This is a genomic window from Streptomyces sp. NPDC008092 (assembly GCF_042957285.1).
Taxonomy (GTDB): Bacteria; Actinomycetota; Actinomycetes; order Streptomycetales; family Streptomycetaceae; genus Streptomyces.
This window is the reverse complement of the sequence record NZ_JBIBHY010000012.1, coordinates 147,894-171,836: the sequence shown is the minus strand read 5'-3', so window position 1 is coordinate 171,836 and position 23,943 is coordinate 147,894. Positions and strand designations below refer to the sequence as shown.

Genomic DNA, 23,943 nt, shown 5'->3' with positions numbered 1-23,943 from the left:
CCCGGCCTGCCCGGTCCTGCCGAGCCGCATGGCAAGCGCTGCCTGTTCAGTCCATCGAACGATGGCCGGGGAACGGGCCGCCCGGCCGCATGGTCCGTGCGTTGACCACCGATGGTTTTAGTTGAGCTTTGCACCATTTCGGAGAAACCGCTTCACTCAAACACCGGCCGAAACCGATCGCTGGGTGTTAGAACTTGGCCACAGAACGTCGGGCTGCGCACAGCCCTGCACGCCATCCCTGTTGTGAAGTGGGACGACCTTGTCCAAGTCCAGACCTCTGACCGGCAACTGGCCCGTCGCAAGACGCCTCCAGGCCATTCTGCTGATCCCGGTGCTCGTCGCCCTCGGCCTCGGCGGCATCCGGGTGAAGAACTCGGTCGACACGCTGAGCGATGCCAACGACGCGGTGCACGTGGCCGAGTTGGTGCAGGCGGCCAACGCCTACGCCAGTGACGCGATCAACGAGCGCGACGTGTCGGTCATCCCCTTGCTGGAGGGCAAGCGGAACGCGCCCGCCGTGGTGGCGGCCCGCAAGGTCACCGACGCCGACGCGCAGGCGTTCGACGCGGCGGTGGCCCGGGCGCCGAGGACCGCGGGCCTCACCCGGCGGATCGAGCTGGTGCGGGCGGGCGAGAAGCAGCTGGCGGCGGTACGGGCCAACGCCTTCTCGGCCAAGTCGACGGGGGTGCAGACGGAGGAGAGCTACCACGCCGTGCAGCACCCGCTGATGGAGATCTCGAACGAACTGGGCTTCGGCAGCAACAACCAGGCGAGTTTCGGGCGCACCCTGTACGCCATCTCCCTGACCCAGGCGGCCGAGTCCCTGGTGCGCGCCATCGGCACGCACCTGCTGGTCGAGGACCGCGACACGCTCGCCGAGGGCGAACTGCAGACCCAGCTCGGCTCGTTCAGCTCCTACGCCTACCTGGAACAGGTGGGCCTGCAGGAGTACGCGGGCGCCGGTACCGCCGGGGACATGACCCGGCTGCGGACGGCACTGGCGGACGCGCAGAAGAAGGGGGCGCAGCAGACGGCCAAGGCCGCCGAGGAGGCGAAGGCGGCCGGACAGACCTTCGTGACACCGCCGGCCCTGACGAAGATGATCAGCGAGATCGCCGGCGGGACGCCGACCGAGCAGCTGGCCGCCCAGGGGATCACGCCCGAGTCGTTCTTCGCCGCGTCCGCGCTCGCCTTCGACGCCTACCGCGGTATCGAGGTCCATCTCACCGATACCGCCCTCGCCAACGCGCGGAGCATCGCCGCCGACGCCCGCCGGGACGCGATCACCAACGGCTCCGTCGCGCTCGGCGCCGTGCTCGCGGCCGTCCTCCTCGCCGCGTGGGTGGCCCGCTCGATGAGCCGGGGCATGCGCAGGCTCAGCGCCTCGGCGATCGAGATCGCCGAGCAGCGGCTGCCCGCGGTGATCACCCAGCTGTCGCACGCCGTCCCCGGCCAGGTGGACACCGGGGTCGCGCCGATCCCGATCACCACCACCGACGAGATAGGCGAGGTCGCCCGCGCCTTCGACCATGTGCACCGGGAGGCGGTCCGGCTGGCCGCCGAACAGGCCCTGCTGCGCGGCAACGTCAACACGATCTTCACCAACCTGTCCCGCCGCAACCAGTCGCTGATCGAGCGCCAGCTCGCCCTGATCACCGACCTGGAGGAGCGCGAGGCCGACCCGGAGCAGCTGGCGAACCTGTTCAGGCTGGACCACCTGGCCACGCGCGTGCGCCGCAACGGCGAGAACCTGCTGGTGCTGGGCGGCGAGCGCCCCACCCAGCAGTGGGACCACCCGCTCCCCCTGGTCGACGTCATCCGGGCGGCGGCCTCCGAGGTGGAGCAGTACGAGCGGATCGAGCTGGCGGGCGTCCCGGAGGCGGAGATCCACGGCCGCGCCGTCACCGACCTGGTGCACCTGCTCGCCGAGCTGCTGGAGAACGCCACCTCGTTCTCCTCACCGCGCTCGACGGTCCGGGTCACGGCGACCCGGCTGCCGGACACCCGGATCATGGTGGAGATCCACGACCAGGGCATCGGCCTGGTCCCCGAGGACTTCGCGCTGATCAACCACAAGCTGGCGAACCCGCCGACCGCCGACGCCGACGTCTACCAGTACATGGGCCTGTTCGTGGTGGGCAGGCTCGCCGACCGGCACGGCATCCGGGTCCAGCTGCGGCCGGCCGCCGGGGAGTCCGGCACGACCTCGCTGGTCATGCTCCCGTCCACCGTCACCTGGCTCAGCGGCACCGAGTCCGACGCCGACACACTGGCGCTCGCGGCCGTCAGGGCACGCACCACGCCCGGACTGGCGGCCCTGCTCGCGGGCGGGCCCGCCGACCCGTTCGGCGCGCACGAGGCGTGGGACGACGGCATCCCGGCACCCGGCCCCACGGCCACGTCCGGCAGGGCGTCCGGCACGCCGGCCGCCACCGCCCCTGCTCCGGCTCCCGCTCCCGCTCCCGCCGGAACCCCTGCCGTCGGCACCCCCGGCTCCGCATCCGCCGCCGGCGCTGCTACTCCCGCCGTCCCGGGGCCCGTCGGCCCCGGCCCCGCCGAGCCGTCCGGTCGTCCCCGTCGGGCGTCGAAGCGCGGCCGTCGCGCCGGCAAGGACGGCTGAGCCCCGGCACCGGGGTCAGGGCGGCCGCGCCGGGCGCAGGGCCCGCACCACCGCCCAGACGACGGAGATGAACGGCACGGCCACGACGGCGCCGATCACCCCCGCGACGATGCTGCCCGCGATCACGGACACGGCGACGACGAGGGGGTGCAGCCGCACCGCCCAGCTCATCACCAGCGGATGCAGCACATGCCCTTCCAGCTGGCCGATGACGACGATGAGGACGAGGACGGCGGCGGCCGTGAGCGGGCCCCGCCCGGCCAGCGCCACCACCGTGGCCACGCTCAGCGCGACCGGGGAGCCGACCAGCGGGACGAACGCGGCGAAGAACTCCAGCAGGGTGAGCGGCAGCGCGAGCGGCACCCGCAGCACGACCAGGGCGATGCCGACGAGGACGGCGTTGGCGGCGGCCACGATGATGATGCCGCGGGTGTATCCCGCGAACGTCCGCCAGGCCGCCTGCCCCGCCCGGTCCCAGGCGTCGCGGGCGCCGGCCGGCAGCAGTTCGCTGCTCGTCCAGGCCCACAGCCGTTCGCCGGAGTGGATGAAGAAGACCGAGGTGAAGAGCGCGAGCGCGCCGCCGGTGACCAGTTCGACGAGGGTGCCGAAGCCGCTGAGCGCGCGGCTCGCCAGGTTGGAGCGGTGGGACTGGATGTAGTCCACGATCTGCTGCTGGAGGTGCGACAGGGCGCCCGGCCCGAGCCGGAAGGGCGGGCGCCGCAGCCAGACCTCGATGCGGTGGATGCCGCCGCGGAACTCGTCGGCCAGTGTCGCCGACTCCTGCGCGACCGCGTTGCCCACCAGGGCCAGCAGGCCGAAGAACAGGCAGATGCTGCCGACCAGGCTCACCGCCACGGAGAGCGGTCTGGGGAGCCACCTGGCCAGCAGGTCGGCGAGCGGGCGCAGCACCGAGGTGACGACCAGGGCCAGGAACACGGCGACGGCGATCAGCTGGAAGCGGCCGAGGACGACGAAGACGCCGTAGACGACGACGCCGACCGCGATGAGCCGCCAGGCGTAGGCGGCGGCGATCCGCAGGGCGGGGACGACGACCGCGCCGACGGAGGCGGCGGCGCGCGGGTCGCGGGGCCGTCCGGGGATCCGGGTCGCGCGTGCGGTCCGGCGGTCCGGTGCCGGGGCGTGGGCCCGGCGCGCGCGGCCCCGCCCGGCCGCCGGCCCGCCCGCACCCGCCACCGTGCCTCCCGTTGCCGGCCTCACTCACCTCTCATGCACGTTAGGGGCATTTCGGGCGGCGGGCGGGTTGCGGTGGGCCAAGGGGGTCAGTGCGCGGCCGTCTCGGAGACGGCGGTGCGGACGGCCCGTTCCACCAGGTTCACGCCGTCCGGCATGGACGCGTTGCCGTTGGAGAGGACCGCGACGAGGTAGTGGTGCCCGCCGGTCGTGATGCGTCCGATGCTGTTGATGTCCCACAGTCCGGTCGTGGTGCGCATGAGCCAGCCGTTCTTCAGCGCCCACCCCTGGTCGGCGGCGGCCGAGACACCCCAGGACTGGCCGGCGGAGATCTCGCTCATCAGGGTGCCGATACGGTTCCGGGACGCCGCGTCGAGGGGCGTGGGGCCGGTGCCGAAGATCGCGCGCAGCAGTCGTATCTGATCGGCAGCGGTGGTCCGGGTGAGCCCCCAGAGGCCGCCGGGGCCGCCCTGGGTCGAGGTGAGACCGAGCCGCTTGTTGGCCGTCGCCAGGCCGGGGGCCTCGCCGATGGCCCGCCACAGGGCGGTGGCCGCGGTGTTGTCGCTGTTGCGGATCATCACCTCGGCCTCGGCGCTCTCCCGGGTGGTGAGGGCGCGCCCGTGGTCCCGCGCGTGGAGCAGCATGGCGGCGAGGATGTCGACCTTGACGATGCTCGCCGTGTCGTACGGCGTGTCGTCGCCGTAGACGGCGGGCGCCGCGCCGGTGCCGTCCAGGTCGAGGACGGCGGCGGTCACCTGGGCCGCGCCCGGCGCCCCGACCGCGGTGCGGAAGGCGACGGAGCCGGAACCTGCTTCGGCCGCCATGGCCGCCGGCGCGGCTCCGGCGAGGAGGGTCACCACCGTGGCCACGACGGACAGGGTTCGGTTGAGCATGGCGGGAACCTTCGCAGTGAGGGGGACACAGAGCAGCGAACGTAGACAAAATGTCCGTCCCGCGACATGACGGCCGCCACGACCGGACCGGTTACGGGCCGAATGTGAGGAGGACAACAGGGCCGGCTGTGAGCGGAACGACAGCGCCTCGCACGAGGCGTGTCTTCCGGTTTACGGAACGTGAATTCCGCATGCCTCATCCGGCTCCGTCCGGGGGAAGAATGAGGTCGGAGTGACAGGACCTGGCCCCTGGGAGGTGCCATGAGCACATCGGCGGAACCGCGGGTGAGCGGTCTGGAGGTCCGGTCCATCGACTACGTGCCGCTGGACGAGCGGCACGGCAAGCTGTGGCATCTGGGTCCGCTGTGGTTCATGTCCAACGCGCAGATCGCCACCCTGGCCGTGGGGCTGATCAGCATCACGGAGGGCGGCAACCTGATCTGGTCGCTGCTGGCGATCGTCGCGGGCACGCTGATCGGCACGTTCTTCATGGCGTTCCACTCGGCACAGGGGCCGCAGCTGGGACTGCCGCAGATGATCCAGTCCCGCCCGCAGTTCGGCTACGTCGGGGCGCTGCTGGTGTGGCTGTTCGCGTACGTGCAGTACGCGGGCTTCAACGTGTTCAACACGGTGCTGGCCGGCCAGGCCCTGGACACCACGATCCACGGCGGCGTGAAGCTCTGGGTGATCGTGGTCACCGTCGTCGCGCTGGTCGTGGCGCTGGTGGGGTACGACATCATCCACAAGGCCGAGCGGTTCCTGACCTACACGTTCCTGGTCGTCTTCGGGATCTTCACCATCGGCATCCTGGTGACCCTGCACTATCCGGCGGGCTCCTTCGACCTCGGCGCCTTCAAGGTCACGCCGTTCCTGGCGCAGTTCGGCGTGGTCGCGGGCTACCAGATCAGCTGGGCCATCTACGTCTCGGACTACTCGCGCTACCTGCCGCCGGACGTCACCGTCCGCAAGACGTTCTACTGGACCTACTTCGGCTCGGCGCTGGGCGGCATCTGGCTGATGGTGCTCGGAACGCTGCTGGCCGCCTGGGCGGGCGACAGCTTCGACACGATCCCGTCGATCAACGCCGCCGGCGACAAGGTCTTCGACGGCTTCGGCGCGATCGTCCTGCTGTTCTCCGCGCTGGGCCTGATCTCCGTCACCGCACTGAACATGTACGGCGGCTCACTGACCCTGATCAGTGCCATCGACTCGTTCAAGCGGGTGCGCCCGACCCTGGCCGTGCGCCTGGTCACCCTCGTGGTGACCGCGGCGCTCTCACTGATCGGCGCACTGGCGGCGACGACGAACTTCCTGACGAACTTCAACAACTTCCTGCTGCTGGTGCTGTATCTGTTCATCCCGTGGACGTCCGTCAACCTGATGGACTACTACGTGGTGCGCCGGGGGCACTACGCGATCGCCGAGATCTTCAAGCCGAACGGCATCTACGGCCGCTGGGGCTGGCAGGGGATCGTCTCGTACCTGGTCGGGTTCGCGGTCATGATCCCGTTCTTCTCGGTCGGCACCCTCTTCGTCGGCCCCGCCGCCAAGGCGCTGGACGGGGCGGACATCTCGCTGTTCGTCGGTCTGCCGGTGTCGGCGCTGCTGTACTGGCTGCTGACCCGGTCGATCGACGTCGAGGCGGAGACCCGTATCGCCGAGGCGGAGGCCGCGGCCCTGGAGCAGGCGGCGCACGAGCACCGCGAGCCGTAGGACCGGGCTCCGGTCCGGCCGATCGCCGTCAGGCTCAGTAGGCCGAGTTGACGTTGTCGATGGAGCCGTACCGGTGCGCGGCGTAGTTGGCGGCGGCGGTGATGTTGGCCACCGGGTCGGTGACGCTGTGGGCCGTGCCGGCGACGTGGTACGCGTTGAAGGTGGGGTCGATGACCTGGAGCAGACCCTTGGACGGGGTGCCCTTCTGCGCGTTGACGTCCCAGTTGTTCTGGGCGCTCGGGTTGCCGCCGGACTCGCGCATGATGTTGCGCTTGAGGCCGTCGTAGCTGCCCGGGATGCCCTTGGACTTCATGATCTGCAGGGACTGCTTGATCCAGCCGTCGAGGTTGTTGGCGGAGCCGGTCTTCGAGGCGGTGCGGCTGCTGTCGGCGGAGGAGGCCGTGACCGCGGTCGAGGTGTGCGCCTGCGTCATCTCGGCAGCCTGTGCGTTCGCCGGCATCAGGGTGAGGGCGGCGGCCGCGGCGCCCGTGGTGGCGAGGCCGGTCAGGCCGAGGGTGCGCAGGCGGGCGATGCGGGTGCGGTTGATCGTGGTCATGTGAAAGCAACTCTCCGGTGGGGGACGGCGTCGGCGCCGGCCGCGGTGCGCGGCGGCGGTGGGCGGAGCCCGTACTACCGGCGGGAGCTGGCGGGCCCGGCGGGTTTCCGCTCGGACCGTCGCTCGTCTCCCGGCGACGACAGCAATGGTTAGCGGCCGCCGGAGCGCGTGGCAATGATGTGACGTACTACCCGACTTAGGAACCAATGACCGAAATGCTCGCTTATATGTGCCTTATGGGCAGTTCACGGCGTTCCGTTCCTACGATGCCGCATAGGATGTGATCTGGCTCCTATGGGGGGTGTCACGCGTCCGGGGCCCTTTCGCGGGGTCCGCGGCACGGGATCGGCGGCCTCCACAGGTCACGTACAGGCCGCCGCGAGAGCATCCGCGCATGTCTGACACCCCCACACCGGCGCCCGGCGAGATCCGGGTGCTGATCGTCGACGACGAGCCCGAGCTGACCGAGCTGCTCTCGGTCGCCGTCAGCGCGGCGGGCTGGCAGCCGTTCGTGGCGCGCGACGGGTACGGCGCACTGCGCACCGCCCGCGCCCACGGGCCGCACGCCGTCGTGCTGGACGGCATGCTGCCCGACCTGGACGGGATCCAGGTGCTGCGCCGGCTGCGGTACGAGAACGCCAGGCTGCCCGTGCTGATGCTGACCGCCCGGGACGCCGTGGAGCACCGGCTCGACGGGCTCGCCACCGGCGCCGACGACTACGTGACCAAACCCTTCTCGCTGGAGGAGGTGATGCTCCGGCTGCGCGCGCTGCTGCGCCGCTCCGGGGCCGGTGGGCCCGCCGCCGCGGCGGACGAAGGGGTGCGGGTGCTCGGCGACCTGGTGCTGGTGGAACGGACCCGCGAGGTCCGCCGGGGCGGCACGCCGGTCCCGCTCACCGCGAAGGAGTTCGACCTGCTGCGGTTCCTGATGGACCACCCCCGCCAGGTGCTCAGCAAGACGCAGATCCTCGACCACGTGTGGAACAGCTCGTTCGACGGCAGCGGGAACCTGGTGGAGGTGTACGTCTACGGCCTGCGCGCGAAGATCGACAAGGAGCGCCGGCCGATGATCCACACCGTGCGCGGCGCCGGGTACGTCATCAGAGCGGCGGACGACGAGGGATGACGGCCCTCGGGCGGGCCATCACCCGGCTGCGCGGGCGCTCGCTGCGGGTCCGGATGGTCCTCGTCCACTCCCTCACCCTGGCCGCCGTGTGCACGGCGATGGCCGCGGCCACCGTGCTCGTGCAGCGCTACTACCTGATCCGGGACCTGGACCAGCGGGTCGCCGACGCCGCCGAGCACAGCCAGGGCGGCCGGGAGCACGCCCCGCCCGGCGCGAGCCTCGGCTTCCTCAACGAGCGCGGGCAGCACACCGGCACCCTCGCCGCGGTCATGACCGGCGACGGGATCGCGACGGCCGAGGTGGTGACCGACACCGGCCCGCGCTCCCTGACCGCGGCCCAGTGCGCCGCCCTGAGCGGTCTCCCGGCGGACGGCACCCTGCACACCCGGACGATCCCGGGCCTGGGCGCCTACCGGCTGACGGCCGTCACCGAGGGCGGCACCGCCATGCTGGCCGGGCTGCCCGTGTCCGGCGTGCAGCACATGATCGACTCCCTGGTCGTGATCGAGGCCTGCATCGCCGGGGTCGGGCTGGTGCTGGCGGGTTCGGTGTCGGCCGTGGCGATCCGGCGCCAGCTGCGGCCGCTGCGGCGGGTCGCCGCCACCGCCGTCGAGGTCTCGCGCGCACCGCTCGACCGGGGCGAGGTGAGCGGGCTGACCCGGGTGCCGGCGCCGGACACCGATCCGGGCACCGAGGCCGGTCAGGTCGGCGTCGCGCTGAACCGGCTGATCGACCACGTGGAGTGGTCCCTGTCGGAACGGCAGCGTGCCGAGGAACACATGCGGCGCTTCCTCGCCGACGCCAGCCACGAGCTGCGCACCCCGCTCGCCTCGATCGCCGGGTACGCCGAGCTGATGCTCATGGGCGTGGACTCCCGCAGGATCGAACCGGAGCTGGCCTGGCGCCGGGTCTCCGACCAGTCGGCGCGGATGACGGGCCTGGTCGAGGACCTGCTGCTGCTCGCCCGGCTCGAAGAGGGCAGGCCGCTGGAGGCGGTGGAGGTGAACCTGGCGACCCTGGTCGGGGACGCGGTGTGGGACGCCCGGGCGGCGGGGGCGGGCCACCACTGGCAGCTGGTGCTGTGCCTCGACGCGCCCGCCACGGTCACCGGCGACCCGTCCCGGCTGCACCAGGTGGCCGCCAACCTGCTGTCCAACGCGCGGACGCACACCCCCGCGGGGACGCGGATCACCGTCACGGTGGAGACGGCGGACGGGAACTGCGCGATCCGCGTGCACGACGACGGCCCGGGCATCCCCGGCGACCTCCTGCCGACGGTCTTCGACCGCTTCACCCGGGGTGACGCCTCCCGCTCCCGCGCCCCCGGCGCCGCGGGCGGGGCGGGTCTCGGGCTGGCCATCGCGGCCGCGATCACCCAGGCGCACGGCGGCCGCATCGAGGTGGACAGCGCCCCCGGCGACACCCGGTTCACCGTCACCCTGCCGCTCGCCGCGGCGCGCAGCCGTGCCCCGAGCCCGGCCTGACGTCACCGCGCCGCCGGCAGCTCCTCCCCCGCGGGCTTCCACCGCAGGTGGACGCTCTCCCCCGCCTGCCCGGCCCGCAGCAGCGACAGGCGGGGGCGTACGGCGTCGGTGCGGGCGGTGGGCGGCCTGCGGCGGCCGGCCCGGAACGGGACGGGCCAGTCGGCGGCCGCTCCCGCGTACTCCTGCTCTGCGGCCGCGTGCAGGGTCCAGTGCGGGTCGTACAGGTGGGTACGGCCCAGGGCGCACAGGTCGGCGCGGCCGGCGAGGAGGATCGAGTTGACGTCGTCGTAGGAGGCGATGGCGCCGACGGCGATGACGGCGGCCCCGGTTCCGGCGGCGACCTCGTGCCGGATGCGGTCGGCGAAGGGGGTCTGGTAGGAGCGGCCGTAGGCGGGCCGCTCGTCCTTGGCGACCTGGCCGGTGGAGACGTCGACGCCGGCCGCGCCGTGGGCGACGAAGGCGCGGGCGATCTCCACGGCGTCGTGCTCGGTGTTGCCGTCCGGCATCCAGTCGGTGGCGGAGATCCGCACGATCACGGGGCGCTCGGCGGGCCAGGCGGCGCGGACGGCGTCGAAGACCTCCAGGGGGTAGCGCAGCCGGTTCTCCAGCGGACCGCCGTACGCGTCGGTGCGGTGGTTGGCGATCGGCGAGAGGAACGAGGAGAGCAGGTAGCCGTGGGCGCAGTGGAGTTCGAGGAGGTCGAAGCCGGCGTCCGCGCCGCGCCGGGCCGCGGCCGTGAACTCGTCCCTGATCCGGTCCAGGTCGGCGCGGGTGAGTTCGCGGGGTGCGGGTGAGCCGGGGCCGTAGGGCAGCGGGGAGGGGCCGACGGTCTCCCAGTTGCCGTCCGGGAGCGGTTCGTCCATGCCCTCCCACATCAGGCGGGTCGAGCCCTTGCGGCCGGAGTGGCCGAGCTGGAGGCCGATGCGGGCGGTGCTGTTCGTGTGCACGAAGTCCACGACGCGGGTCCAGGAGTCGCGTTGCGCGTCGTTCCACAGGCCGGTGCAGCCGGGGGTGATCCGCCCCTCGGGCGAGACGCAGACCATCTCGGTCATCACCAGGCCCGCCCCGCCCATGGCCTTCGAGCCGAGGTGGACCAGGTGAAAGTCCCCGGGGACCCCGTCGACGGCGGAGTACATGTCCATCGGGGAGACGATCACCCGGTTCTTCAGCTCCAGCCGGCCGATGCGGAACGGCTGGAACATGGCGGGGGCCCGGCCGCTCAGGCCCTGCGCCGCGGCGAAGGCGGTGTCGACGCGGTCGGCGAACTCGGGGTCGCGGGTGCGCAGGTTGTCGTAGGTGATGCGGCGGGAGCGGGTGAGGAGGTTGAAGCAGAACTGGGTGGGCTCCTGGCGGGCGTACATGCCGATGTTCTCGAACCACTCCAGTGAGGCCTGTGCGGCCCGCTGGGTGGACTCCACCACCGGCCGGCGCTCGCTCTCGTAGGCCGTCAACGCGCTCTCGGTGTCCGGGTGTTCGTGCAGGCAGGCGGCGAGGGCGAGGGCGTCCTCCATGGCCAGCTTGGTGCCGGAGCCGATGGAGAAGTGGGCGGTGTGGGCGGCGTCGCCGATCAGGACCAGGTTCCCGTGGTGCCACCGCTGGTTGCGTACGGTGGTGAAATTGAGCCACTTGGAGTTGTTCGCGGACACCCGGTGCCCGTCGAGTTCGGCGGCGAACAGCTCGCGGACCCGGGCCACGGCCTGTTCGTCGGAGGCGCCCGGCGCGAACTCCGTGGCCTCGGTGGCGTCGAAGCCCGCCCGGCGCCAGACGTCCTCATGCATCTCCACGATGAACGTCGAGCCGGTGTCGGAGTAGGGGTAGCCGTGCACCTGCATGACCCCCCACTCGGTCTCCTTGACGAAGAACTGGAACGCCTCGAAGACCCGGTCCGTGCCCAGCCACATGTACTTGCTGTGCCGCCGGTCGAGCGAGGGTCCGAAGGCGTCCGCGTGGGCCGTGCGGACGGCGGAGTTGACGCCGTCCGCGCCGACGACGAGGTCGTACGAGGCGCGCAGTGCGGCCACCTCGGGGGCGGGGGTGGAGAAGTGCAGGGTGACGCCGAGTTCGCGGCAGCGCTCCTGGAGGAGGCGCAGGAGTTCCTTGCGGCTCATGGCGGCGAAGCCCTGGCCGCCGACGGTGTGGCTCTCGCCGCGGTAGTGGATGTCGATGTCCGTCCAGCGGGCGAAGCGGCGGGCCATGGCCTCGGCGAAGACGGTGTCGGCGTTCTCGATGCCGCCGAGCGTCTCGTCGGAGAAGACCACGCCGAAGCCGAACGTGTCGTCGGGGGCGTTGCGTTCCCACACGGTGATCTCGTGGGCGGGGTCCAGCTGCTTCATCAGGGCCGCGAGGTAGAGCCCGCCCGGACCACCGCCGATGATCGCGATTTTCACCGGAGTTCCTCTCCCTGCTCGGCGGCCGGCTCGGCGACGGGCCCGGCGGCCTGTTCCTGTTCGATGATCCTGCGGAGCGCGAACCGCTGGAGCTTGCCGCTGGTGTTGCGCGGCAGGGTGTCGCGGAAGCGCACGTCCCGTGGGTACTTGTAGGGCGCCAGGACCTGTTTCACGTGGTCCTGGATCTCCCTGGCCTTCGCCGCGTCCCCGGTGACGCCCTCGCGCAGCACCACGAAGGCGCACACGACCGAGCCGCGTTCCGGGTCGGGCCGGGCCACGACCGCCGACTCGACGACGTCCGGGTGGGTGTCGACGGCGGCCTCCACCTCGGGACCGCCGATGTTGTACCCGGAGGAGACGATCATGTTGTCGCTGCGGGCGTGGTAGTGGAAGTAGCCGTCCTCGTCGCGGTGGAAGATGTCCCCGGTGACGTTCCAGCCGCCCACGACGTAGTCCTGCTGCCGCTTGTCGTCGAGATAGCGGCAGCCCACCGGGCCGATGACGCCGAGCCGCCCGGGCTCCCCCGGGCCGAGTTCCTCGCCGTCGAGACCGAGGACGGCGGCCCGGTAGCCGGGCACCGGGCGGCCGGTGGCGCCGGGCCTGATGTCGTCGCCGGCGGCCGAGATGAAGATGTGCAGCAGCTCGGTCGCGCCGATGCCGTCGATCACCTTCAGGCCGATGCGGTCGCGCAGCTCCTCCCAGACGGTGAGCGGTATGTGCTCGCCCGCCGAGACCCCGGTCCGCAGTCCGACCAGCTTGCGCTCCCTGCCGTCGCGGACGATCGCCTTGTAGGCGGTGGGCGCGGTGGCGAGGACGGTGACGCCGTGCTTCTCGACGAGGTCGGCGAGCTGGGGCGGTGTCGCCGTCTCCGTGAGCAGGGCGCAGGCGCCGGCCCGCAGCGGGAAGACGACGAGCATGCCGAGGCCGAAGGTGAAGGCGAACGGCGCGGTGCAGGCCACCAGGTCGTCCGGCCGCAGGCGCAGCACGTGCCGTCCGAAGGTGTTGTCGATGGAGAGGACGTCCCGGTGGAAGTGCATGGTGATCTTGGGGACGCCGGTGCTGCCCGAGGTCGGCCCGAGGAGTGCCACGTCGTCGGCGGCGGTCTCGACGTTCGTGAACTCGCCGGACTTCCCGGCGCACCGGGCCACCAGGTCGCCGTCGCCGCTCCCGCCGTACGCGACCACCGTCAGGGCGGGCAGTGCGGTGCGGAGCTCGTCGGTGAAGCGGTGGTCCACGAGGGCGAGCGCGGGGCGGGTGCGTTCGGCGACGGGGACGATCTCCCGGGCGCGCAGCGCGGCCATCGTGGTGACCACCACCCCGCCTGCCTTCAGGACACCAAGCCAGCAGGCCACCGTCCAGGGGGTGTTGGGCGCGCGCAGCAGGACGCGCTGCCCGGGCACCAGGTCCAGGTCCGCGGTCAGCACCTGGGCGACCTGGTTGGCGCGGGTGCGCAGTTCGCCGTAGGTCCACAGCTCCCCGGCCGGGGTGCGCAGGGCGGGGCGGTCGGGGCCGTACCGCTCGACGGCCGCGTCGATGAGTTCGCCGGCCGCGTTGAGGCGGTCCGGGTAGGCCAGTTCGGGGGTGGTGAACTCGATGGTGGGCCACTGTCCGGCGGGCGGGAGGTGGTCCCGGGCGAAGGTGTCCAGGTGCGAGGTGGGTGAGAGCGGAAGAGCCAACGCGGGGTTCCTTCCGGGAGCCCGCCGGTGGTGTGCGGCGGGCGGCTCAGGCGGGACGGATCATGCCCTCCTGGACCACGGTGGCCAGGTGGCGGTGGTCGCGGGTGAAGAAGCGGCCGCTGCCCAGTCCGCGGCCCGCGTCGGCGGCCACCGCCTCCTGGGCGTAGAGCAGCCAGTCGCCGGCCGGTGCGGGACGGTGGAACCACATGGCGTGGTCGAGGCTGGCGGTGACCAGGCCGGGGTCGGCCCAGGCCAGGCCGAGGACGCGCAGGACGGGTTCGAGGACGGTGTAGTCGCAGACGTAGGCGAGGGCGGCGAGGTCGCGCTGGGCGTCGGTGAGTCCCTCGACGGGGCGGAGCGCGTCGAACGGCCGTACCCAGACGGCCTGGTGGGGCAGTCGTGCGCCGTCGACGGTGAGGTAGACGGGGCCGGGCACGTGGCGCATGTCGAAGCCGCGGCCGCCGCTCCAGTAGGCCTTGGACCCGTCGGTCATGGTGCCGCCGGTGCGGTCGGCGAGGTACGCGGCCGAGCCGGGCAGGGTCTCGGGTTCCGGGACGTCCGCGGGGAACTCGGCGTGGAAGGCCGAACCGGGCTCGCCCGCGGCGAAGTTGGCGAGGCAGACGTACAGCACCTTGCCGTTCTGGTAGCCGCGCACCTGGCGGGTGCTGTAGCCGCGGCCGTCGCGCAGCACCTCGACCTCGTAGCGGACCTCGGCGCCGATGTCGGCCGGGCGCAGGAAGTAGCTGTGCATGGAGTGCAGCGTCTTGCCGTCGGTCACCGAGCGCATCGCCGCGGCGGCGGCCTGGGCGACGAGGTCGCCGCCGTAGGCCTTGGGCCAGGGGCAGGGCTGGGTGGTGGCGGTGAAGGCGAGGTCGAAGTGCTCGGGCGGGGCGGGCTTGAGGGTGAGGGCGGCGGTGACGATCGCGGAGGTCGGGGCGGTCCCGCCGGACGAGTCGGCCGGGCCGGGCGGGGCGGCGGTCACCGGTTCAGCCAGTCGCGCAGGTCGGTGTCGGCCACGTCGGGCAGGTTCACCACGATGTTGTCCGGGGTCCGGGTGGTCATCCACACCAGCGGCCTGGTGCGGGACAGGTTGCACTCGACGTGCGGCATGAACGGCGGGACGAAGACCCAGTCGCCCTCCTCCATGTCGAGGTAGTCCTCGAACTTCTCGCCGAAGTAGATCCGGGCCCGGCCGGACAGCACGTAGCCGCCGGTCTCCGCCTCGCCGTGGTGGTGGGAGACCGAGCGGTAGCCGGGCTCGTTGCTGACCTTGCCGTACCACAGGCGGCGCGCCGGGGTGTGCCGGGCGCTGACGCCCGACACGCGGACGGCGCCGCCCGAGTCGGCGGTGTTGACGTCCTCCTGGCCGGCCCGGGTCACGACCGGGGCGACCAGGCCGCTGGGCAGCCGGTACATCGCGTTGTCGCCCTCGGGCCGGTGCTTGCCGAGGTCAGGCTCCATGGAATCGACTCCGTTTCCGTGGGCTCGCCGGGGTCCGGAACCGGACCGCGCGCTCTATCTCGTATTTTTCACGGGCGTCATTTATTGTCAATACGCCCGGCCGTGCGGCCGGCGCCGGACCCCACCGAACCGGAGGCCTGATGACTCCCGTCGCCGTGAACCCGCCCGACCTGCCCGCGCCGAGCGGCTACTCGCACGGGACGCTCGCGGGGAACACCCTCCACCTGGGCGGCCAGACCGCGCTCGACGCCGACATGAAGATCGTTCCGGGTGGCATCGTCGAGCAGTTCCGGCAGGCGTTCGGCAACGTGCTGACCACCCTGCGGGCGGCCGGAGGCGAGCCGGAGGACCTGGTGAGCGTGACGATCTACCTCACCGACATCCCCGACTACCAGGCCCACGGCAAGGAGATCGGCAGGGTGTGGCGGGAGCTGGCGGGGCCGGTGTACCCGGCGATGGCCGGCATCGGCTGCACCGCGCTCTGGCAGCCGGAGGCGATGATCGAGATCCTCGGCGTGGCGGTGATCCCGGAGGAGCGGCTGATCACGCCGTAGGCCCCGGGCCGGGCGCCGGGTGCCGGGCGCCCTACCGGGTGTGTATGACCGCCAGGGCGTGTGCGCGGGCGGGCTCCCGGAGGGTCCTGTCGAGCTCCTCGAAGAGCGCGCCGGCGGTTTCGCCCATCCAGCCCGGCGGCAGCAGGGACAGCGGCAGCCCGGGGTCGCGGTACGGGAGCCGGCGCCACTCGGTGAGCATCGGCAGATAGATCCCGAACGCCTCCCGGGCCGGGATCTCCCCCGCCGCGGCCCGCTCGCGCACCGGCCGGTACCGCTCCAGGAAGTCCGCGTAGAGCGCGGTCAGCTCGTCGAGGTCCCACCACTCGCGGACCTTCACCGACAGGTCGCCGAAGGCGAAGTGGTCGCCGGTGAAGATGTCCACGTACGGGGTCAGCCCGAGGCGCTGCAGGGTGCGGCGGGTCTCGTCGGCCAGGATGCCGGGCGCCACCCACACCCCGGGGGCCGCGGTGCCGAAGCCGAGGCGGGTCAGGGCGGTGCGCAGGGCGTGGCGCTTGTCGCGTTCGGACTCGGGCACGGAGAACACGACGACGAGCCAGCCGTCGCCGGCCGCGGCCCGGTTCCGCTCGAAGATGCGCACGTCGCCGTCCTCCAGCACCTCCAGGGTGCCCTCGGAGACGGCGTATCCGGCGGCGCCCTCGTGGCGCTCCCCGCGCAGCACCCCGCGCCGCTTCAGCCGGGACACCGCCGAGCGCACGGCCTGCCCCTCCACCCCGAGGTCGGCCATGAGGCGTATCACGGAGGCGACGGAGAGCCAGTTGTGCTCGCGGCGCGCGTACAGCGCGAAGAGGGTGATGATCAGCGGGCCCAGCCGGCTGTCCCGGCCGCCCGCGCCGACGGCGGCCGACGGCTCGACGTGCGCTGTCATGTCCACCCACCTCCGGCCGACGTCACCCCTCTGATCGCGCAGCAGCCTATCGCGCGTGCGGGAGCGGCACCGGCGGCGCGGACCGGTGCTCCGGGGCCGGCGCGCCCAGGTCGTGCCGCGGGCCGCCCGCGGACGGCACAGGGTGGTGGTACGGCACGGGCGGCGGCGTCCGACCGGGCATCGAACGGAGCGGCGCCGTCGTTGTCCCTGACACGTCTCGATACCTCTGATACCTCTAGTGCTTCAGATATCTCCGGTGCCTTCGCCGTCTCTGTTGGGGAGTCCGTCATGACCACACCCCGGGACCTGTTCCTCGTCACCGTGTACGACGCCGCCGCACGGCCCGTCGAGCAGGGTGACCTCTCGCTGGCGCTCGCGGGAGCCGAGCTGGTCGATCTCATCGACGCCGGGGCGGTCACGCTCGACGACGAGCTCATCGTGCCCGCACCGGCGGGCGGGGCGGACGACCGGCTCCTCGACGAGGCGGTGGCGGCGCTGCGCCGGGAGACGCCGTACGAGTCGGTCGAGGACTGGCTGTGGCGGCGGGGCCGCGGCCTGGGCGCCGCCTATCTGGAGGCCCTGGAGGCGGACGGGACCGTCGCCCAGCAGCGGCGGCGCTGGCTGTCGCTGCCGACCGGGCGGACGGAGGCCGCCGACTCGCCCGAGCGCGCGCGGGCGCACGAGCGCTGGGCGACGGGCGAACCGGTGCTCGCCGCCCTCGCGGCCGCGGTGGGGATCCGGGACGAGGCGGCCAAGGACCTCGCGAGTGCGGTCTCCGACGCGATCGTGACGGTGGTGGCCGCCGTGGACGACGCCGTGACGGAGCTGGCCGCCGTACGCCAGCGGCGGGAGATCGAGGACGCCGCGTTCGACAACGTCTGGCGCGGCCTGTGACGGTCGCCGCTGCCGGGCGGCGCCACCCCGATCGCTCGTGATCGCTGTCGGGCTGCCGTCCCGCCCCCGCGGCGCCACCGTTCCGCCCGCTACCGGGTCGCCTTCTCCCCGGTCGGCCCGACCGCGAACCACTTGCCGTCGAGCCCCTGGCCGTTCAGGTCGCCCGGCCTGCTGTCGCCCGAGAAGCGGTAGACGGGCCAGCCGCCGACGGTGATCTGGACCTGGCCGTCCGGACGCCGGATGGCCCCGACCTCCTTCGGGTTCACGCCCGCCAGGTAGACGTTGCCGCCCTCCTGGATCGTCACGGGCGGCCACTTCACCGCGCAGGCACCGGTGCAGGACGACTTCGACGGGTCGGCGGTGTCGTCGTCGAAGCGGTACAGCGCCGCCTGGTTGATGTTGATCAGGTGTGCCGCGGACAGCGACGCGGAGGTCACCGCGGACAACTGCACCCACTTGGGCGGCGCTTCCTGCACGGCCGCTCCGACCACGGTCCCGCCGGTGCCGCTGAGACCGGCGTCCTGTGCGGTGGAGTCGACGACCTGGAGCGCCGAGTTGCCCGAGCCCTGGGCCGGAGCCGTGGTGGTGGAGGAGGCGGCCGCGGCGGACGGGGACGGCGACGGGGTGGCCGAGGAGGCCGGGGACGAGCTGTCGCCGATGGTGATCGTCTTGCCGCAGGCCGTGAGGCTCGCCGCCGCGCAGAGGGCGAGAGCGGAGGCGACGACGGCACGGCGTGCGGCACCGCCGCGGGACGGCGGCCGGGTGAGGAGCGAGGTCATGCCTGCTACACGACACAGGCACCGGCAAGGGTTCAATGCCGCCCGCGCCACGCGGGACCGCTCGGGCGGGTCACGCGGACCGTCCGTGCGGGGTGAACGTTTTGGGCCGCCGGCCTCGTGTTCCCCGCAGAGACGAATCCTCACCGCAACAGGAACGGGGGCCCGCAGTGGCGTCGGACGTCAACATCCCCGGGAGTGAACTCAAGGAGGCCCAGGACATGCTGGGCTTCGTGCACGACTTCATCGACATCGGACACCACACGTTCGACTTCGATGCCGCGTTCGGGCCCGAGCTCTCCCACGGCTCCGCACAGAACTTCGAAGACCGGTGGGAGGACGGCAAGCACCAGCTCCAGAAGCAGGTGCAGGGCATCCGGGACGCCATCGGCAACATCCTGGACTCCTTCGAGAAGACCGACCAGGACGCGGTCTCCAACCTCGACGACGGCAAGGGCAAGTGAACCCGCCCGGCGCATCCCCCGACCTGCCCGACACCACCCCCGAAGGCGACGGCCGACCGATGAGCACAGCACAACGATTCCTGCTGGACATACCGGACCAGTGGCAGCAGGTGGACCTGAGCGGCGAGGAACTGGCCAGGACCCGCGCCCAGGCCCTCGCCGCGACCGACGACCCGCGCGAGAAGGCACGGATCAACGACATGTTCCGGCAGGGCCGGGAGGTGACCCGGGTGGCCCGCCGCCACGGGGCGCTGCTGGCCGCGGGCACGGCGACGATGTACACCGAGGGCCTCTTCATGGCGTACGGCATGGTCTTCGCCGTCAGCACGCCCGAGGGCGAGGAGCTCACGCTGCCCGTGCTGTCCGCGCGGCTCGGGGTCTCCTCGGCGACCGGTGTGGCGCCGAAGGACCGGGTCATCGCCTCGGCGAAGGTGCCCCACGTGGGCACGGTGGCCCGGGTCACCGGCACCGAGGTGACCCGGCTGACCGGGGACATCGACGTCAAGCTGCTCACGATGCACACGATGATGCCGGTGCCCGGCAGCACCGAGGACTTCCTCGTGGTGACCCTCGCCAGCCCCAACCTGCCGTTGAAGAACGAGGTGTACGACCTCTTCGACGCCATCACCAGCACGTTCCGCTTCGTGACGGAGGACGGCGTCCAGGTCGCCCCGGGCGGCGCCGGGGGCGACGGCGTCGCCGCCTGACCTACGCCGTACCGCCGCGTGCCGAAGGGCGGCCGGACCCCCACGGTCCGGCCGCCCTTCGCCCTTCCGCGGGACCCGCCGTCCGGCCGGTCCCGCGGGCAGGGGGAGGCGCGCCCCCAGACGGGGGAAGCGGGGGCGCGCCTCCCGGCTTCAGAGGTCCCCTGCGAGCGCCTCCAGGAACGGGACCTGCACCGTCCGCAGCGTTCCGTCGCCCAGGTGCAGCAGGCCCCGGCCCGGCTGCGGCGCCTGTCCGACGACGCCCCGGGTCAGCTTGACGCCGATGACCTCGCCGTCGCTCAGCCCCTGCGGGGAGAGCAGCATCCCGGTGCGGTTGCGCTTCACCTGGCCCATCCAGCCGGCCAGACTCAGCGCCAGCGACTCGGCGTTGCCGGCCGCGAGGACGCCCCAGCCGGTGCCGGCGCCGCCGCGGGCGAGCAGCGCGAGGTCGGGGTCGATCTCGGCGCCCATGAACAGTTCGGCGTCGTCCACGACGATCACGCCCTGCTCCTCCGGCACGTTGCCGAGCGCCTGCCGGAACTCCTGTGCGCTCACCTCGGCGTCGGTGATGAGGGCGGCCACGCCGGGCCGTCCGTTCAGCTGCCGTAGCGGCGAGCGCCGGGGGGCGAGCACGATGAGGCCGGCGCCCGCCGCCAGCAGGGACTCCGCCGCGGTGAGCAGGGCGGTGCTGCGGCCGGTGCGCGGCGGCCCGGCGATCACGAACGTGGGCACGTCCGCCAGGTCCGGGGAGAGCGAGGTGAGCGTGTCGCCGCCGACGGCCACCAGGGGCCGCATGGGACCGCCCCGGGTGTGCAGGGCGAGGGCGTCGGCGTACGTGATCCGGTCGGGGAGCACGTCGAGGCGGATCGGGCGGCGTGCGGCGGGGACCGGGGCCTCGCGTTCGGTCAGCTCCCGGCCGAGGGCGGCCAGGACCTCGGCCTGCGCGGTGCCGGCCAGGTCCTCGCCGAGCACCGCGATCTGCGCCTCGCTGAGGTCCTGGGTGCGGATGCCGCGGCCAGGTGCGGGGTCGGTCGGCGCGGACTTGCCGGGGATGCCCACGCTGGAGTAGTCCTGCCGGTCGTTGAGCCTGAGGACGATCTTGTCCTCGGTGGTGCCGGAGAACCTGCTGCTGCCCAGCACCCGGTCACCGGCGAGCACCACGTGGATGCCGACGCCGGCGCCGTCGCGCAGCAGCCGGATCATGCGCTCCATGTAGCTGCCGTTGTCGTACTGGGTGAACTCGCGCTCGAAGACCTCGAACCGGTCGACCATCAGCACGATGTGGGCGAGCCGCTCCTCGGCGGGCTGGGCCAGGCGCAGTTCGGTCAGGTCGGCCGTGCCCCGGGCGCCCAGGATGCTCTGGCGGGCGGTGAGTTCGGCGCCGAGTCGGTCCAGGAGGCGGCCGAGGCGCTCCGTCTGGTTGCGGTCGACGACGGCACCGCAGTGCGGCAGCGCCGTCAGGGCGTTGAGCGCGCCGTTGCCGCAGTCGATGCCGTACAGGTGGACGTCGTCGGCGCCGTGGGCCTGGGCGAGGACGGCGGCCAGGGTGCGCAGGGTCTGGGAGCGGCCGCTGCGGGGCGAGCCGACGATGTGCAGGTGGCCGGCCCGGTCGAGGTCGAGGACCAGCGGGACGCGGGTCTGCTGGGCGGGCAGGTCGACCACGCCGTACTCCACGGCGGGCAGGCCCGCTTCCCGCTCGGCGGTGGGCTTCGGCGCGGGCGGCGGCGTCCACGCGAGCACGGCGGGCAGCGGCGGCAGCCAGGGGCTGGGCTGGCGCGGCACCTCGGCGAGGCGGGCCGCCTGGGCGACGGCTCCGGCGAGGACGGCCAGGTCGGTGACGGCCTCGGTCTGTGCCGCGCCCGAGCCGCCCCGGGAGCGGGCGGCCGGCACCGGGCCGCCGAGGTTCTGCCAGGTCACCGTCTCCGCGCGGACGGACACCTCGGTCCCCACGGCGGCCTGACCGCCCGGGCGCCGGCCGCCGACGCGGCCCGACTGGAACGGCAGCAGGGCCGAGGGACCGAGCCGGGCGTAGGCGCGGCCCGGGTTGGCGGGCGAGATGTCCCCGGAGTCGGGGGCGTCGATGATGTCGCGGCTCTCGCTGGTGTCGGTGGTGCGCAGCGCGATCCGCAGGTTGGTGTTGGCGCGGATGTCCGGGGTGACCGCGCCGCCGGGCCGCTGGGTGGCCAGCACCAGGTGGATGCCGAGCGAGCGGCCGCGCTGCGCGATGTTGACCAACCCGGAGATGAACTCGGGCAGTTCCCGCGCCATGGACGCGAACTCGTCGATGACCAGCAGCAGTCGGGGCAGCGGGGGCAGCACGTTGCCGCCGCGGGCGCGCTTGTCGAGGTAGTCCTCGATGTCCTTGGCGGCGGCCTGCGCCAACTGGGTCTCGCGGCGGCGCAGTTCGGCGCCGAGGGAGACCAGGGCCCGCTCCACGAGCCGGGTGTCGAGGTCGGTGACCAGGCCGACGGTGTGCGGCAGGTCGGCGCATTCGGCGAAGGCGCTGCCGCCCTTGTAGTCGACGAGGACGAACGTCATCTCGTCGGGCCGGTTGACCACGGCGAGGGTGGCGACCAGGGTCTGCAGCAGCTCGGACTTGCCGGAGCCGGTGGTGCCGGCGATCAGGGCGTGCGGGCCGTCGCGGACCAGGTCGACGGCGAACTCGCCGTCGTAGCCGATGCCGAGCAGGGCGCGGGTGCTGCGGCCGCCCAGCGACCAGCCGGCCACCACGGCCTCGGCGGTGGGCGGTTCGATGTGCAGCAGGTCCAGCAGGCGTACGGAGCCGGGCAGGGCGCTCTCGTCGCTGTCGCCGACCCCGCGCAGCGGGGCCAGGGCGCGGGCGAAGTGCTCGTACCAGTCGGGCTCGGGCGAGTCGCTGCGGACGTTCTCCAGGGCGGCGCCGGAGCCGGTGCGCACCCGGGAGGTGGTGGCGCCCGGTTCGGTGACGACGACGGCGCCGCACTCCTCGGGCAGCAGCCGCTCCTCGCGGTCGATGCAGATCGTGTGCACGCCCACGGACGGGCCGTCCCGCAGCAGCGCGATGACGCCCGGCAACGAGCGGGCCCGGCGGGCCTGTTCGAGGACGACGAGGACGTCCGGGTAGCCGTTGGCGCCGCCGCGGACGACGTCGGGTCCCGCGGCCGTGCGGGAGGCGACGAGCTGGCCGAGTTCGCCGATGCGGCGGGCCAGGGAGTCGGCGGTGGAGCCGATCAGGGCGTAGGCGTCCTCGCCCTGGGCCTGGGTGTGGGGCAGCCAGCGGGTCCAGGACCAGTCGCGTTCGCCGTCCGGTCCGGCGAGGACGACGATCCGCAGGTCGGTGGGGCTGTGCAGGGCCGCGGCCTGGGCGGTCAGCCAGCCGGCCAGCCGGGTCGCGCCCGGTCCGGCGACGCCCGCGACACCGGCCCGGCGCAGCGCCACGGAGACCGGCACCTGGTTGAGCCACGGCACGGTGGAGCGCCGGTGCTCGTCCTGCTCGGGGTCGTCGACGCTCACCGACGAGGGCAGGTCGGTGGTGCCGACCCGTACGGTGAGGAAGTCGGGGTCCTGCCAACGGCGTTCCCACAGCCGCTCCGAGGGCTGCACCGCCATCTGCAGCAGGGTCGCCGGATCGGGCAGCGACAGCCGCAGGTTGTGCTGCTCCTCCAGTACGGCGGCGTCGATGTCCGCGCGCACCCGGGCCAGCGCCTGGTCGTACTCCTCCTTCTTCTCCAGGTACTTGAGCATCGCCTGCTTGCGGCCGCCGAACTGGGTGACCAGGGCGGCGATCGGGGAGAGCAGGGCGATGAAGACGAAGGACCAGCGGTGGGTGACGAAGATGGCGATCGCGGCGCTGCCGGCGGGCAGCAGCAGGATCGGCAGCAGCGGGATGGGCCGTTTGTCGGGCTTGACCGGCGGGGCGGGCAGCCGGAACTTGGCGCCCGCGGCGGGCGGCAGGAACCTGGGCGGCCGGTTGAACTCCAGGCCGAGACCGTCCTGGGCCGGGGTCAGCGGGGCGCGGGCCGTCGGGCGCGAGGTCAGCTCCAGCAGGGTTTCGCCGACGGCCAGTTGGCTGCCCTCTCGCCACGGGCCGGGGTCCTGCGCGGGCTTGCCGTCGAGCAACGCCCCGTCGGCCATGAGGAGTTCGGCGCCGCCGTCGAGGCGGACCCGGATCCGGGCCGCGAGCGGCGGGGCGCCGGCGGCGAGGCGGATCCGGCACAGGGGGCCGCTGCCGATGTCGTAGTCGCCGGGGACCAGCCGGAAGACGGTTCCGGCGCCGGGGCCCGACACCAGGCGGACCTCGGTACGGCCCTCGGGCTCGGGCTCCCGGGGAAGGGGAGCGCCGAGCCCGAGGTCCATGCCGTCCCGGACACCGGCGCCCTGGAGGGTGGTGTCCGGGTCGACGGGGGCCGAGCCGATGTAGAGGGACGGCTCCCCCGCGGCCGCGTCGGCATACCCGACGGCCCGGGCCAGCTCGGCCGCGAACCTGCCCGTCTGCGCGGACGGTTCGGTTTCCACGGCGACGGTGGCGGACACCCCCTCGACCTGCGGGTCACGCACGCTGACGGTCAATCGCACTGCT

At 73.0% G+C, this 23,943-nt stretch carries 18 protein-coding genes; 8 read left to right on the top strand and 10 right to left on the bottom strand.

The features are described 5' to 3' along the window. The first annotated feature begins 259 nt into the window (after positions 1-259). Positions 260-2,620 carry a nitrate- and nitrite sensing domain-containing protein gene (locus tag ACFZB3_RS34535; RefSeq protein WP_391382509.1) on the top strand — a complete coding sequence of 787 codons (2,361 nt, stop codon included), beginning with the start codon at positions 260-262 and terminating at the stop codon, positions 2,618-2,620. Between the two features lie 15 nt (positions 2,621-2,635). Here ACFZB3_RS34535 and ACFZB3_RS34530 read toward each other — a convergent pair whose 3' ends face one another. Next, positions 2,636-3,838, bottom strand: coding sequence for an AI-2E family transporter (locus ACFZB3_RS34530; protein WP_391382507.1), 1,203 nt, complete (start codon positions 3,836-3,838; stop codon positions 2,636-2,638). A 62-nt stretch (positions 3,839-3,900) separates the two neighbouring features. Next, the gene (locus tag ACFZB3_RS34525; RefSeq protein WP_391382505.1) at positions 3,901-4,704 is read right to left on the bottom strand and encodes a serine hydrolase; all 804 of its coding nucleotides are present in this window, start codon (positions 4,702-4,704) and stop codon (positions 3,901-3,903) included. Between the two features lie 261 nt (positions 4,705-4,965). Here ACFZB3_RS34525 and ACFZB3_RS34520 point away from each other — a divergent pair, with 261 nt between their 5' ends. After that, positions 4,966-6,417, top strand: coding sequence for a cytosine permease (locus ACFZB3_RS34520; protein WP_391382503.1), 1,452 nt, complete (start codon positions 4,966-4,968; stop codon positions 6,415-6,417). A gap of 34 nt (positions 6,418-6,451) precedes the next feature. Here the strand turns inward: ACFZB3_RS34520 and ACFZB3_RS34515 are convergent, their stop codons facing one another. Continuing rightward, complete coding sequence (locus tag ACFZB3_RS34515; protein ID WP_391382501.1) at positions 6,452-6,973, bottom strand: transglycosylase SLT domain-containing protein; 522 nt, start codon at positions 6,971-6,973, stop codon at positions 6,452-6,454. Between the two features lie 394 nt (positions 6,974-7,367). Here ACFZB3_RS34515 and ACFZB3_RS34510 point away from each other — a divergent pair, with 394 nt between their 5' ends. Together ACFZB3_RS34510 and ACFZB3_RS34505 are read left to right on the top strand one after the other, a co-directional pair. Continuing rightward, on the top strand, positions 7,368-8,099 hold the full coding sequence (locus tag ACFZB3_RS34510; protein ID WP_391382498.1) for a winged helix-turn-helix domain-containing protein: 732 nt from the start codon (positions 7,368-7,370) through the stop codon (positions 8,097-8,099). After that, positions 8,096-9,583 carry an ATP-binding protein gene (locus ACFZB3_RS34505; protein ID WP_391382496.1) on the top strand — a complete coding sequence of 496 codons (1,488 nt, stop codon included), beginning with the start codon at positions 8,096-8,098 and terminating at the stop codon, positions 9,581-9,583. The genes ACFZB3_RS34510 and ACFZB3_RS34505 overlap by 4 nt, the downstream gene beginning before the upstream one ends. Positions 9,584-9,585: 2 nt before the next feature. Here ACFZB3_RS34505 and ACFZB3_RS34500 read toward each other — a convergent pair whose 3' ends face one another. The 4 genes from ACFZB3_RS34500 to ACFZB3_RS34485 are packed head-to-tail and all read right to left on the bottom strand — an operon-like array spanning position 9,586 to position 15,107. Further along, entirely contained in the window at positions 9,586-11,970 is a 2,385-nt protein-coding gene (locus ACFZB3_RS34500) for a bifunctional salicylyl-CoA 5-hydroxylase/oxidoreductase (protein ID WP_391382494.1), read from the bottom strand. After that, on the bottom strand, positions 11,967-13,646 hold the full coding sequence (locus tag ACFZB3_RS34495) for an AMP-binding protein (protein ID WP_391382492.1): 1,680 nt from the start codon (positions 13,644-13,646) through the stop codon (positions 11,967-11,969). Before ACFZB3_RS34495 ends, ACFZB3_RS34500 begins: the two co-directional genes overlap by 4 nt. Positions 13,647-13,692: 46 nt before the next feature. After that, positions 13,693-14,628, bottom strand: coding sequence for an acyl-CoA thioesterase domain-containing protein (locus ACFZB3_RS34490; RefSeq protein ID WP_391382490.1), 936 nt, complete (start codon positions 14,626-14,628; stop codon positions 13,693-13,695). After that, positions 14,625-15,107 carry a cupin domain-containing protein gene (locus tag ACFZB3_RS34485; protein WP_391382487.1) on the bottom strand — a complete coding sequence of 161 codons (483 nt, stop codon included), beginning with the start codon at positions 15,105-15,107 and terminating at the stop codon, positions 14,625-14,627. Before ACFZB3_RS34485 ends, ACFZB3_RS34490 begins: the two co-directional genes overlap by 4 nt. A gap of 140 nt (positions 15,108-15,247) precedes the next feature. Between ACFZB3_RS34485 and ACFZB3_RS34480 the strand changes: the two genes are divergently transcribed. After that, entirely contained in the window at positions 15,248-15,661 is a 414-nt protein-coding gene (locus ACFZB3_RS34480) for a Rid family hydrolase (protein WP_391382485.1), read from the top strand. A 31-nt stretch (positions 15,662-15,692) separates the two neighbouring features. Here ACFZB3_RS34480 and ACFZB3_RS34475 read toward each other — a convergent pair whose 3' ends face one another. Next, the gene (locus tag ACFZB3_RS34475) at positions 15,693-16,547 is read right to left on the bottom strand and encodes a PaaX family transcriptional regulator C-terminal domain-containing protein (RefSeq protein WP_391382483.1); all 855 of its coding nucleotides are present in this window, start codon (positions 16,545-16,547) and stop codon (positions 15,693-15,695) included. Between the two features lie 288 nt (positions 16,548-16,835). On the opposite strand from ACFZB3_RS34475, the gene ACFZB3_RS34470 reads away from it, so the two are divergent. Further along, positions 16,836-17,441 (top strand): GPP34 family phosphoprotein, encoded by a 606-nt coding sequence (locus ACFZB3_RS34470; protein ID WP_391382481.1) that lies wholly within the window; start codon positions 16,836-16,838, stop codon positions 17,439-17,441. Between the two features lie 89 nt (positions 17,442-17,530). On the opposite strand, the gene ACFZB3_RS34465 is transcribed toward ACFZB3_RS34470, so the two are convergent. Continuing rightward, a complete protein-coding gene (locus ACFZB3_RS34465; protein WP_391382479.1) occupies positions 17,531-18,220 on the bottom strand; it encodes a hypothetical protein in 690 nt (229 codons plus the stop codon). Between the two features lie 167 nt (positions 18,221-18,387). On the opposite strand from ACFZB3_RS34465, the gene ACFZB3_RS34460 reads away from it, so the two are divergent. Next, positions 18,388-18,681 carry a hypothetical protein gene (locus ACFZB3_RS34460; protein ID WP_361300917.1) on the top strand — a complete coding sequence of 98 codons (294 nt, stop codon included), beginning with the start codon at positions 18,388-18,390 and terminating at the stop codon, positions 18,679-18,681. Positions 18,682-18,740: 59 nt separating this feature from the next. Beyond that, positions 18,741-19,388: a hypothetical protein gene (locus ACFZB3_RS34455; protein WP_391382477.1), complete on the top strand. Its 648-nt coding sequence runs from the start codon at positions 18,741-18,743 to the stop codon at positions 19,386-19,388. Between the two features lie 150 nt (positions 19,389-19,538). Here ACFZB3_RS34455 and ACFZB3_RS34450 read toward each other — a convergent pair whose 3' ends face one another. Continuing rightward, positions 19,539-23,933: an FtsK/SpoIIIE domain-containing protein gene (locus ACFZB3_RS34450; RefSeq protein ID WP_391382895.1), complete on the bottom strand. Its 4,395-nt coding sequence runs from the start codon at positions 23,931-23,933 to the stop codon at positions 19,539-19,541. Positions 23,934-23,943 lie beyond the last annotated feature (10 nt).

Bases quoted from the DNA above. Each gene is read 5' to 3' on its own strand.
- ACFZB3_RS34515 (WP_391382501.1), bottom strand. From the start codon at position 6,973: ATGACCACGATCAACCGCACCCGCATCGCCCGCCTGCGCACCCTCGGC.
- ACFZB3_RS34510 (WP_391382498.1), top strand. From the start codon at position 7,368: ATGTCTGACACCCCCACACCGGCGCCCGGCGAGATCCGGGTGCTGATC.
- ACFZB3_RS34465 (WP_391382479.1), bottom strand. From the start codon at position 18,220: ATGACCTCGCTCCTCACCCGGCCGCCGTCCCGCGGCGGTGCCGCACGC.
- ACFZB3_RS34505 (WP_391382496.1), top strand. From the start codon at position 8,096: ATGACGGCCCTCGGGCGGGCCATCACCCGGCTGCGCGGGCGCTCGCTG.
- ACFZB3_RS34475 (WP_391382483.1), bottom strand. From the start codon at position 16,547: ATGACAGCGCACGTCGAGCCGTCGGCCGCCGTCGGCGCGGGCGGCCGG.
- ACFZB3_RS34455 (WP_391382477.1), top strand. From the start codon at position 18,741: ATGAGCACAGCACAACGATTCCTGCTGGACATACCGGACCAGTGGCAG.
- ACFZB3_RS34485 (WP_391382487.1), bottom strand. From the start codon at position 15,107: ATGGAGCCTGACCTCGGCAAGCACCGGCCCGAGGGCGACAACGCGATG.
- ACFZB3_RS34520 (WP_391382503.1), top strand. From the start codon at position 4,966: ATGAGCACATCGGCGGAACCGCGGGTGAGCGGTCTGGAGGTCCGGTCC.
- ACFZB3_RS34480 (WP_391382485.1), top strand. From the start codon at position 15,248: ATGACTCCCGTCGCCGTGAACCCGCCCGACCTGCCCGCGCCGAGCGGC.
- ACFZB3_RS34470 (WP_391382481.1), top strand. From the start codon at position 16,836: ATGACCACACCCCGGGACCTGTTCCTCGTCACCGTGTACGACGCCGCC.
- ACFZB3_RS34525 (WP_391382505.1), bottom strand. From the start codon at position 4,704: ATGCTCAACCGAACCCTGTCCGTCGTGGCCACGGTGGTGACCCTCCTC.